General features: G+C 32.5%; 9 protein-coding genes. 8 read left to right on the plus strand and 1 reads right to left on the minus strand.

Going from position 1 to position 11905, the window contains the following annotated elements; genetic code table 11:
* Positions 1-9: 9 nt before the first annotated feature.
* The 5 genes from FJOH_RS10820 to FJOH_RS10840 all read left to right on the plus strand — a co-directional run bounded on the left by FJOH_RS10820 (position 10) and on the right by FJOH_RS10840 (position 7385).
* Positions 10-1602 (plus strand): RagB/SusD family nutrient uptake outer membrane protein, encoded by a 1593-nt coding sequence (locus tag FJOH_RS10820; protein ID WP_012024148.1) that lies wholly within the window; start codon positions 10-12, stop codon positions 1600-1602.
* 181 nt (positions 1603-1783) lie between these two features.
* Positions 1784-2878: an endo-1,4-beta-xylanase gene (locus tag FJOH_RS10825; protein WP_012024149.1), complete on the plus strand. Its 1095-nt coding sequence runs from the start codon at positions 1784-1786 to the stop codon at positions 2876-2878.
* A gap of 111 nt (positions 2879-2989) precedes the next feature.
* On the plus strand, positions 2990-3889 hold the full coding sequence (locus FJOH_RS10830; RefSeq protein WP_012024150.1) for a PKD domain-containing protein: 900 nt from the start codon (positions 2990-2992) through the stop codon (positions 3887-3889).
* A gap of 75 nt (positions 3890-3964) precedes the next feature.
* Positions 3965-5380: a hypothetical protein gene (locus tag FJOH_RS10835; protein WP_012024151.1), complete on the plus strand. Its 1416-nt coding sequence runs from the start codon at positions 3965-3967 to the stop codon at positions 5378-5380.
* 202 nt (positions 5381-5582) lie between these two features.
* Positions 5583-7385 carry a glycoside hydrolase family 2 protein gene (locus FJOH_RS10840; protein WP_012024152.1) on the plus strand — a complete coding sequence of 601 codons (1803 nt, stop codon included), beginning with the start codon at positions 5583-5585 and terminating at the stop codon, positions 7383-7385.
* Positions 7386-7641: 256 nt separating this feature from the next.
* Here FJOH_RS10840 and FJOH_RS10845 read toward each other — a convergent pair whose 3' ends face one another.
* The gene (locus FJOH_RS10845) at positions 7642-8310 is read right to left on the minus strand and encodes a response regulator (RefSeq protein WP_012024153.1); all 669 of its coding nucleotides are present in this window, start codon (positions 8308-8310) and stop codon (positions 7642-7644) included.
* Positions 8311-8435: 125 nt separating this feature from the next.
* Here FJOH_RS10845 and FJOH_RS10850 point away from each other — a divergent pair, with 125 nt between their 5' ends.
* From FJOH_RS10850 to FJOH_RS10860, 3 genes are all read left to right on the plus strand, one after another.
* Positions 8436-8672 carry a hypothetical protein gene (locus tag FJOH_RS10850; RefSeq protein ID WP_012024154.1) on the plus strand — a complete coding sequence of 79 codons (237 nt, stop codon included), beginning with the start codon at positions 8436-8438 and terminating at the stop codon, positions 8670-8672.
* 119 nt (positions 8673-8791) lie between these two features.
* On the plus strand, positions 8792-10777 hold the full coding sequence (locus tag FJOH_RS10855; protein ID WP_123875692.1) for a tetratricopeptide repeat-containing sensor histidine kinase: 1986 nt from the start codon (positions 8792-8794) through the stop codon (positions 10775-10777).
* Between the two features lie 478 nt (positions 10778-11255).
* Positions 11256-11888: a 4'-phosphopantetheinyl transferase family protein gene (locus FJOH_RS10860; RefSeq protein ID WP_012024156.1), complete on the plus strand. Its 633-nt coding sequence runs from the start codon at positions 11256-11258 to the stop codon at positions 11886-11888.
* Positions 11889-11905 lie beyond the last annotated feature (17 nt).

Here is an 11905-nt window from a genome sequence, read left to right on the forward strand (position 1 = left end):
AACAAGATCATGAAAAATATAAATTTTCTATTTGTTTTGATATTCGGACTTTCTTTAGGACTTACTTCATGCGAAGATTTTCTGGAAGAAAACGTAAAAGATCAGGTTTCTGTAGATTATATCTACAATTCTCCTGCAGGATTAGAAGTAGGAGTAAATGCACTTTACAACCAAATGCGTTTTTATAATCTGCCGTCTGGCGATAACAGCGATTTGTGGGCGAATGTTTTCTTTATGGTCGCAACTGATTTAGGATTGCACAGAACCTGGAATACACCTTACGGAACAGGACATAATCCGCAGTCATATACAGGCTCAAAATGGATTCAGGGCTATAAAATTATTGATAGATGTTCGGCAATTATTACATCGGCAAGAACTATAAAAATGGATGAAAATGCCAAAAAAAGATTAGTAGCGCAGGCACGCGTTATTAGAGGAGAATTGTATCTGGATTTAAAACAAATGTATGGAGGTATTTTAATTGATACTATCCCAACAACTCCTCAAAACATCAATGATCCGGTAGAATATAAAGTAGCCAGCGATGCTGATGTATATCGATTAATCGATGCTGATTTAGACTATGCGATTGCCAATCTTCCTTTTAAAGTAGATCCGGGACGTTATGGTCAGGGAGTTGCGAGACACATTCGCGGAAAAAGCGCATTATGGCAGGAAGACTGGACAGAAGCTGCAGCACAATTTGACGCCATTATTAACGACGGAACACATGGTTTAGTGGCTCTTGTTGATGTTTGGGGACAAAATGCCAATCATAAAGAATCTCTTTTTACTTATCAAAAAGACTTTTTATTAGGACCGGAAGATGGGTTAGCTGGCGGCGGCGGTTCGTGGTTAAGCAGCGTTTTTACACACAGAACTTACGAATTAAACGCAAACGAACTAATTCAGGATGTGGCTTATGGAGGTCAGGCTTTAGGATGGTTTTATCCAAATAATTACTTGAAATCACTTTACGATCAGGCAAACGATCTTCGATTCAAAACTTATTATTATTCAGATAATTATCAAGATTATAAAATCAATGTTCCGGGAAATCCAAAATTTGGACAGCCAATTACCAATCCGGCTATTGCTGCACCAAATGGAAATTACAGAGCATGGCATTGGAGTTTGAAAAAATACCATGATACAGAAAAACTGCCAATGACCTCAAACAGTTACAAAGATTATATGTATTACAGACTGGCAGAAACGTATCTGCTGGCATCAGAAGCACATCATAATTTAGGCAACGATACAAAAGCATTAGCATATTTAAACAAAGTAAGAAGAAGAGGTTATACAGGAAATCCTGAAAGCACCGTAACCACTTTTGATTTGACTGCCTGGACTTTAAACAACTATTTAGACGAATCGGCAAGAGAATTAGCTTTTGAAAACAACAGATGGTTCTTGTTAAAAAGATTAGGGCTTTTGGTAGAAAGACAAAATTTATATTTCCGTTCAAGCCCGTCTGGAACTATTTCGGGAGAAGTACCTTTAAAAATGACACCGGCAATGGTAAACATGCCAATTCCGCAGAGCCAGATAGATTTAATGGGAAAACCAGAAGGATTTAATGTTGGATACAATTAATGATTTAACACATAGAAACATAGATTGAAAACTAATAAAAGAGTTTAAAAAGAGAAAATATTTTCTCTATGTTTCTATGTGTTAGAAAAATATATAGAATGAGTTAAGGTTAAAGTTAGTAATAACCCGTCCGGAAGTTAGAATATTCCTGATCTGACTTCCGGATTTAAAAAGAAAACACATGAAAAGTAAACAATATATTTTAGGAGTATTAACCGCTTTGCTGTTTGCCTCTTGCAGCAACGATGAAAAAGTAGTTTTGAAATATGCAGATGAAGGCGATTCAGGCAATCCGAATCCGATTACGCAGACTTTAAAAGAAAAAGCAAAATTTAAAATTGGAGCTGCTGTAAAAATGAAAGATCTCCAAAACGAAGCCAATTATAAAAATGCTGTTTTAAAACATTACAATCAGATTACAGCCGAATTTGAAATGAAAATGGCAAGCATCTGGACATCTTCAACAGCATATAATTATACTGCAGCGGATTATTTAGTAGGATTTGCCCAAGATAATAAGATGGAAGTTCACGGACATACTTTGGTTTGGTACGATTCATTTCCGGAATGGTTTAAAAAAGCCCAATACGATTCGATTGCATTTGAAGCCAAAGTAAAAGTCTACATTACTGATGTCGTAGGACGCTACAAAGGAAAAGTAAAAAGCTGGGATGTTGTTAATGAAGTTTTTGCAGACGGCGGTGCCATGAGAAACGAAACGGTTATCAATTCACTGTTTAAAGATCCAATTGGATTTTACGGAAGATGTTTTCGCTATGCAAAAGCTGCAGATCCTGATGCTAAATTATTTTACAACGATTACAGCGTAGTTCTGGATGCAGGAAAAAGAGCCTCAATCAAAAAAATGGTAGCAAGATTCAAGGCAAACGGAGTACCAATTGACGGTTTAGGAGATCAGTTTCATTATGCCACAGATACCAACAGGCAAACGATGAAAACCGGTTTTACAGATCTTGCTTCAACAGGATTGTTAATTCATATTTCAGAGTTGGATATTAAAGTCAATACTGGAAAATCAGATTCGTATGTTTTTAATGATGTTGAAAATCAGAAACAGGCAGAAACCTATAAATACATTACAACTATGTATGAAGAGCTGCCTCAAACCCAAAAGTTTGCCATTTCAACCTGGGGAGTAACAGATAAATATACATGGCTTACAAGTTTCTGGCACTCAAAAGAATATCCATTGCTTTTAGATGCTGATTATAATAAAAAACCAGCTTATCAGGGATTCTTAGACGGATTGAAGTAGAATTTTAGAATAAAGAGAATAGAATATAGAAAAGAAAAAATTCTAAGAAAAGTCTTTTCTCTATGTTCTTTCTTTTATTCTCTAAAAAATTAACCAAAAAACATTGAAATCATGACCATAAAACTAAATCATATATCTAAATTAAAATACCTGTTTTTAGTTCTTTTCGCAGGTTTATTTTCCTGCGAAGATGATGTACGCGAAGTATACCTTTATAAAAAAGGAGAATTAAGCGCAACTTCAACAAATACAGCTATTAAAGGAGGCGAAACAGTAACGTATACTGATGCATCAACAAAAGTGCGTGCCATTAAGTGGACTTTTCCAGGCGGTTCGCCGGGAGCATCAATTGAGCCTAATGTTGAAGTAAAATATACCAAAGCAGGAACTTTTACAACCACTTTAGAAATCACCTTTGTAGACAATACAACTCAAAAGAAAACTTTTACGGTTGAGGTTGAAGCACCGCCGACACCTCCAATTGTTATTCCGGCAGATGCTCTTAAAATTTACTCTGAAAATCCGGATTTTACAAAAACTGCTCCGGTTTTAAACTGGGTTTCAAGCAATCAGTTTGTAATTAAAGAAGTTGCTCAAGACGGTTACGAAGGTGCTTACAGAAATTTTTCTCTTCCTGCGACACCGCCGGCTGCAGAAGCAAAATGGGCAATGGCAATTTTACAGTTTGTAAATTTCACCGATATCTCATCTTATACTTATATCAATATGGCAGTGAGAACTACAAGTACAGGAAAAATCAGATTTAGAATGAAAGATGCCTCTAATACTGGTTATGTAGAATTTGATGCCACAAGTAATTTATACGGACTAAAAAGAGACGGAAGCTGGAACATGGTCAAAATTCCAATTGCCGATTACAAAAAACAGAATCCGCTGTTAGACTTAACAAAAATCAAAGATATTTTGGTTTTAAGAAGCGTTGATCCGGAAGATGTTAGAGCATTAAATAATTACACTTTCGATTTCGATCATATTTATTTATCGAAATAAGATTTCTTTTTTATTACACAATTTCTTTATGGGGCAGTTTTTTTGCTGTCCCATAATTCTTCAAAAACAATTAAAATGAATTTAAAGAAACATTCCGTTTATGCCTTATTCGGTTTTTTAAGTCTCACATTGCATGCGCAGCATAAAAATACATATCAAAAAGTCGAAGCCAGACAAAATGCTTTAGATCCAAAATGGGTAGCGTATGATGCTAAAACTATTGATAAACTTCCTGGATTTAAAATTAAAAAAGAGTCATCAGCCTCTGTTTACGGCAGTTCTAAAATGTGGCAGAAAGAAGCAACCGGATTTTTTAGAACCGAAAAAATAGACAACAGATGGTGGATTATTGACCCGGAAGGTTATCCCTATATTTATAAAGGAATTGCGGTATTTAATGCAGGACGTTCTGAAAATCAGCAAAAAGCATTTGATAAGAAATACGGCAGCAAAGAAAACTGGGTAAAACAAGAATCAAAATTACTTCGCGATAACGGATTTAACGGCGTAGGAGCATGGTCGAATGTTGATTTAGTTCGAAATGCTGAAAATCCTTTGGTTTACACGGTTATCATTTCGCCAATGGGAATGTATCATTCCGATCATATTAAAAAATTTGGAGGAAAATATAAAGAAGCAAGCTGGCAGAATTACCGTTTTGATTTGGTAATGGTTTTTGATAAAGAATTTGATTCTTACATTGAAAAATCGGTAAAAGAGATTGCTCAGTACAAAGATGATAAGTATTTGATGGGTTATTTTACTGATAATGAACTGCCTTGGTATAACGACGCATTAGATAAACATTTAACTTTATTGGCCAAAGATGAACAGGGTTATATTGCTGCAAAAGAGTGGTTTGATAAAAGAAAAGGATTCAATGCTTCAATCTCTGATATTACTCAGGAAGACCGAATGGCATTTACTGCTTTTTACTTTGAAACTTACATGAAAAAGGTAACCGAGGCATTAAGAAAAGCAGATCCAAACCATATGTATTTAGGATGCCGATTCAATCAGGATAAAGATCAGGAACTAACTAATCCGGAGATTTTTAAAGTGGCAGGAAAGTATATGGATATCATTTCGATCAATCATTACAGAAAATGGGAGCCAAATCAGGATTTAATGAATAAATGGGGCGAATGGTCAGGAAAACCGTTCCTAATTACAGAATGGTACACTAAAGGAGAAGATTCTGGTTTGCCAAACAATACAGGAGCAGGATGGCTGGTTCGGACTCAGAAAGAAAGAGGACTGTTTTATCAGAATTTCACTTTAGAACTTTTAAAAAATAAAAACTCAGTAGGCTGGCATTGGTTCAAATATATGGATAATGATCCGCAGGATTTAAGCACAGATTATTCAAACCGAGATTCGAACAAAGGAATCGTAAACAGCAATTTCGAACCGTATCTGCCTTTATTAAAAGAGATGAAAGTTATTAATGATAGCGCCTACGAACTGACACGTTATTTTGATAAAATGTAAAAATCTTTTAAACACATAGAAACATAGATTTTTTAGACTTAAAAAAAGGATACTAAAAGAAACTAGTTTCTAACACATAGCTAAACTTTGTTAGTAAAATCCAGCTATGTGTATTTATGCAAGTGAAACGCCTTTTATGCTCAAAGTAGTGCTATGTTTCTATGTGTTTAAAAATAATTGTAGATAATTAAAAATAAAAACTATGAAAAAAATTGTAATGCTGTGCTGTACTTTTCTACTGATGGGAAAAGCAATAGCACAGGAAATTCCGTTGGTTTCTAATATTTCGTCAAGGAACAATATTACTTTAAATGGAAAATGGAGTTATATCGTAGATCCGCTAGAAAACGGGTATTACGATTACCGATTAATGCCTTTTAAAAATAATGGATTCTTCGAAAATAAAAAATTCAATACCACAGATTTAACCGAATATAATTTTGCGACTTCTGCCACAATGGATATTCCATCAGATTGGAACAGCAAAGACGAAAGATTGTTTTTTTATGAAGGAACTGTTTGGTTTCAGAAAGACTTTAATTATAAAAAAGATTCTAAAACCAAAGGGATTCTTCATTTTGGAGCAGTCAATTATGATGCAAAAGTCTATGTAAACGGAAAACTGGCAGGAACACACGTTGGAGGTTATACACCTTTCAATTTTGATGTAACTGATCTATTAGTCGACGGGAATAATTTTGTAGTTGTAAAAGTAGATAACAAGCGTCACAAAGATAATGTTCCAACTGTAAATATGGATTGGTGGAATTACGGCGGAATTACAAGAGATGTTACTTTGGCTCAGGTTCCGAATACGTATGTGGAAGATTATTTGGTTCAATTGGATAAAAAAGAAAAAGGCAAGATTTCCGGCTGGATAAAACTGAATAGTGAAACAGCAAATCAATCCATTTCAGTTTCTATTCCAGAATTAAAAATCAAAAAAAGCATTACAACAGATGCTAAAGGAATGGCGTATTTTGAAATTAAAGCCAATCCGGTTTTATGGACGCCGGAAAAACCAAAATTATACGATGTAACCATTTCCAAAGCCGATGAAAATATAACAGATCAAATTGGTTTTAGAACTATTGAAACCAAAGGAAAAGAGATTCTGTTAAACGGAAAAAAAGTCTTTTTAAGAGGAATCAGTATTCATGAAGAAGCACCTTTCAGATCGGGTAGAGCTTGGTCTGAAGATGATGCGATAACGTTATTGAATTGGGCCAAAGAGTTAGGCTGTAATTATGTTCGTCTGGCACATTATCCTCACAACGAAAATATGGTAAGACAAGCTGAGAAAATGGGAATTATGATTTGGTCTGAAGTTCCTGTTTATTGGACCATTTCATGGACAAATCCTGATACGTATGCTAATGCAGAGCGTCAATTACACGATATGATTTACAGAGATAAAAACCGCTGCGGAATCGTGATTTGGTCTATCGCCAATGAAACACCGCATAGTGATGAAAGAGATGTTTTTCTGAGTAAATTGGCTAAATATGCACGCACGCAGGATAATACTCGTTTAATTAGTATGGCGATGGAAGTTACCAAAAGTCCAAACAATGTAAATACACTTCATGATAACATGAATGAATTTGTAGACATTGTAAGTTTCAATCAATATCTGGGCTGGTACAGAGGAACGAATGAATCTTGTAAAGATATGCAATGGGTGATTCCGTATAACAAACCAGTTATTATCAGCGAGTTCGGAGGAGAAGCTTTACAAGGACTTCACGGAGATAAAAAAGAACGCTGGAACGAAGAATATCAGGAAGAATTATACATTCAAAATACTCAGATGTTTAATCGTATAGAAGGTTTAGCAGGAGTTTCACCCTGGATTTTAGTTGATTTTAGATCACCAAGAAGGCAATTGCCAAACATTCAGGATTTCTTTAACCGCAAAGGCTTAATCTCAGATCAGGGAATTAAAAAGAAAGCTTTTTATGTAATGAAAGACTGGTATGCACAGAAAGAGCAGGAATATAAATAAGTGAGTTAGAGTTTTAGATAAAGAGGAAAACCTTTGGAATCAGAAATGATTTTAAAGGTTTTTTGGTTTTTGGAAATGTTGTTTTTGAACCAAAAGTAATTATGGTAGACTTAGAATTTTTACGCTTATGTTTTACAATAAATTAAGGCACAGGAAGACAGGCTTATACTGATAAGCTAATATAGGAAACGTGCAGCCGTAGAGAAAGATGGCAATAGAAAAGAAGTAAGCTTAAAAGAAATATGATTAGATTTTTTTAAAGCAGTCCCAGCTTTTTTGCTTTTTCAATTAAATCTTTATCACTGCCTTTTTCTTTTAAAAGCTGGTCTTTTATACTGGCTTTTCTTTTTTCGATGGCACTCATAGAAAGCGGAATATAATCTGGAAGATTTACCGTTTTTACACCTTGAGAAATTAAAATTAAGATTTGGTTATCATGATTATCCCAATTTATATTTTTTTTGAATAAGTCTCTCTGTGATTCTATTATGGCTGTGCTTTGCAGTATTTCTCCATTTAATATTCTTTTACAGAAAACAGGAAATAGTTCAAAATTAATATCACTTTTAGATATAAAGCCTTCTGGTCTTACACTTTTGATGATCTTATCGACTGTCAATGGCTCACTATGCATTGTAAGTAAAACTATCTTACAGTTTTTAAATTTCCCTCTAACGAGTAGTGCAAGATCAATACCATTACTAATATTAAGTTTTTTGTAAGGCGGAAGGTTAATATCTAATAAAGCAAAATCAATATTCTTGTCCTGCTTTGACATAAGCGTTATTTTATTGTAAGCGTCTTCACAATTGTAACTGGTAATAAAATTAGGCTTTGTTGTTTGAAATTCTTCATCAGATAATAGGTTTATATAACTATCCACTGTCATAGGATGGTCGTCTACCACTAGAACATTTAGACTCATAATTTATTTGTTTTGGTACATTTTCTACAAATCTAACGAAATATTACGGATTTACCGTACAATTCAGCTAAAGTATAGTTGTTTTTTTGCTACTCAAGATAGATAATAATTTAAAAAATAATTTTATGAAAAGAAAGTTGTATTTAGTTGGAGTAGTTTTTATTTCTTTATTAGCATTTTCATGTTCAACTTATGATTTAGAAGATTCTAATTCAGGTGGTAAAATTGTAAGAACTTCTGATAAGGGACTTATAAATGAATCAAATGAAAAAATTATTGATTCAAGCACAGTTGTAAAGCCATCAGATGCAGAAATAGATTCTGACGGTGAACCTAGCAATCCAAAACCTCCTAGAAAATAACAAAAGGAAAAATCTTATGTTTTTTTTGAATAATAGGTTTTTTAAATTTCAATATCATATATTTGAAATCCCTAAAAACCATTTGTACATTGAAAATTCTTGCCAGAAAAATATTCTTTTTGTCTTTACTAATTCTTTTTTTTTCATGTAAAAAAAGCGATGCTGTTTTATTCGATTCAACTCACATTAGTAGTCTCGAAGAATACCAAAAAGAGGAATATCTGGATTCTATAGTAGATTTGCTAAAATATAAAAAGAACGATTCGATTACCAGAGATTTGTACTTAAAGGCTGCTTCGGAATATTATGTTATTAATAATCTGAAAAAATCACTAGCCAGCAGCCAAAAAGCGCTAGATCTTTCAAAAAGAGTTAATGACACTGTAAGAATGGCAAAGGCATTTTATTATGCTGGGGATTGTTACGAAAACTCAAAAAAGGACAGCGCTTATTTTTTTTATTTAAAAGCAGAAAAAATCTATCATAAAATCCATGATTATAATAATGTGGGCAAAATGCTGTTCAACAAAGCATATGTCCTATTTTATGATGGTAATTATGTTGAATGCGAAATAGAGGTTTCTAAAGCGTTGCAATATTTAAAAAAATCTTCAAATCACGAATTAATATATTCTTGCAATACCTTAATGGGGAACTGTTTAGAAAAATTAGTAGATTATAATGAAGCATTGCGTTATCATAATTTAGCGCTTGCTGAATTGAAGAAAATGAAAATTGATGACGAAATTAATAGTTATAATGTTAGTTCTATCATTAATATTTGTAATCTATACGACCTAAAAGGAGAATATTCTAAATCTATTGAGCAGCTGCAAAAATTACTTTCGAAGGATTTAAAAAAGAAATGGCCAAGATTATATGCAAATGTTTTAAGCAACCTGGCTTATTCAAAAACGAAAAATGGAGATTATAAAAATGTTGAAGCTATGTTTTCAGAATCCTTAAGGATTGTTGACAGCATTGGTGTTGAATCTGATATATTATACAAAAAGATCTATATCGGGGAATATTTTTTAACTCAGAAGGACACTGCCAAATCAATTAGTAACATAAAAGAAGCTAATGATCTTGCAATTAAACTAAACAGCAGTAATGAAATTTTAACTTCGTCTAAGCTGCTTTCTAAAATTGATAAAAAAAATGGGCTGTATTATACAAATTACTATATAAAAGTAAGTGATAGTATAAACAGAGTACAAAGAAAAGCCCATGATAAATATGCAAGAATTGAGTATGAAACCTCAAGGATTGAAGACGAAAATAAAGTTTTGACAAAAAAAAATCTATTCATATTAATTATCTCATTTGTACTGATACTTTTGTTTTTGACTATTCTGATTTTCAGATATTCTAAATATAAGAATAAAGAATTACAGTTTTTAATCAAACAAAAAAAAGCAAATGAAGAGATCTACAGATTGCTAATCGAGCAAAATGAAAAAATAAACATTGCGAGAGAGAACGAAAAAACCAGAATTGCCAGAGAACTGCATGATGGAATAATGAATAAAATTTATTCGATTCGAATGAATTTAGGCTTTTTTAATTCTAAAACCGATCCGGAGATAGTTGAGAAACGCAAAAGCTATATTTTAGAATTACAAAATGTTGAAAACGAAATAAGAATGATTTCGCATGAGTTAAATCAGAATCCTTTTTTTGAGGCAAATGATTTTAATACATTGTTGATGAATCTTATTCACAATCAAGTAGATATTACAAAAACACAATTTAAATATGTGGTCGATGATTCTATTGATTGGACTGCAGTGCAGAATATTTATAAAATAAATTTATACAGAATTGTTCAGGAATCAATCCTAAACGTCAATAAGTATGCAAATGCAAAAAATTGTCAGATAAAAATTCAGAAAGTAAAAAGCAATTCTCTAAAATTAAGTATTAGTGATGATGGTGAAGGTTTTGATATTAAAACATCCAAAACCGGAATTGGAATCAATAATATGAAAGACAGAACAATTTCCTTAAAAGGTAAATTTAAAATTAAATCAAAAACAGGTAAAGGAACCAAAATAGATATAACCTTTAACCTTGACACTATTGTAATTGAAGCTTTAGAATAGTTTTGAATTTTAAGAATCGAAAAAGGTAAAATCTCAAGACGTCTTTAGATTTTTATAAAAACAGATACTCAATGTTTTTTACGATTATCTGTTAATCAATTAATATATTCTTCCTTACTTATATCCATTTTACGTTTTTAAAATGTTAAACACTTAAACCATCTTTTTATTTAAAAGATGGTTTTTTGCTTATATATTTCTTTACCCTTTAACTCAATATTGTAAAGTGATACAGTGCGCTTATTCAGATATATATTTATTATTTCAGGATAATCGAACACCGTAATTTTTAGTCAAAAAGTCCGTAATTTTTTTTTTGAAATCACTTGTATTTTCGTAATGTCTCTACTAAAGGTGCTTTAAATCACTATGATTTAGTAATGTGGTATTATGTTTTAACAAAACTTAATTGATATCACTATAGAGATTAGAATAACGAGAACTTAATTCCTGCCTTTAATTTAAAACCGATACAGTTTTGATTTACATATATTACTCTTATATCGCTGAGGATAATTGTGAAAGCCTTATTAAAAATGAGCTGCCAAAATTTTCATCAGATTTTCAGAATAGAATAAAAAGCTATCGCAGATGGCAGGATGCCCAATTATCCCTCTTGGGCAGGATAATTTTATTTAAGGCAGTTGACCATATCTATAATGGTAAATTTCAAAGTAGGGAAATAGAGCAGACGCAGTACAATAAGCCTTACTTTAAAAACGGTTCTATTCAATTTAATATTTCTCATTCTGGAGAGATCGTAGTTTGTGCTTTATGTGAAAAATCACAAGTAGGAATTGATATAGAATTTATAACAGATGTTTTAATTGATGACTGTAAATGGCAGATGACTGAAAATGAATGGCTGACCCTTACTTCATCAGATAAAATAAAAGAAGCATTTTTTGGATACTGGACACAAAAAGAAGCGGTTATAAAAGCAAATGGACTGGGATTATCAATACCATTAAAAACATTCGAGGTTTTAGAAGAGACGGCAATTATTAAAGGCCAAAAATTTTTCTTAAAAGAAATTGAAATTGATGAAAAGTATAAATGCTATATCGCTTTGGATAGAGAAATAGATCAGATCTGTGTCAGAAAAATATAGGATAAGTGTTTTTTAAG

The organism is Flavobacterium johnsoniae UW101 (genome assembly GCF_000016645.1).
Taxonomy (GTDB): Bacteria; Bacteroidota; Bacteroidia; order Flavobacteriales; family Flavobacteriaceae; genus Flavobacterium; species Flavobacterium johnsoniae.

Bases quoted from the DNA above. Each gene is read 5' to 3' on its own strand.
- FJOH_RS10840 (WP_012024152.1), top strand. From the start codon at position 5,583: ATGAAAAAAATTGTAATGCTGTGCTGTACTTTTCTACTGATGGGAAAA.
- FJOH_RS10845 (WP_012024153.1), bottom strand. From the start codon at position 8,310: ATGAGTCTAAATGTTCTAGTGGTAGACGACCATCCTATGACAGTGGAT.
- FJOH_RS10835 (WP_012024151.1), top strand. From the start codon at position 3,965: ATGAATTTAAAGAAACATTCCGTTTATGCCTTATTCGGTTTTTTAAGT.
- FJOH_RS10830 (WP_012024150.1), top strand. From the start codon at position 2,990: ATGACCATAAAACTAAATCATATATCTAAATTAAAATACCTGTTTTTA.
- FJOH_RS10820 (WP_012024148.1), top strand. From the start codon at position 10: ATGAAAAATATAAATTTTCTATTTGTTTTGATATTCGGACTTTCTTTA.
- FJOH_RS10850 (WP_012024154.1), top strand. From the start codon at position 8,436: ATGAAAAGAAAGTTGTATTTAGTTGGAGTAGTTTTTATTTCTTTATTA.
- FJOH_RS10825 (WP_012024149.1), top strand. From the start codon at position 1,784: ATGAAAAGTAAACAATATATTTTAGGAGTATTAACCGCTTTGCTGTTT.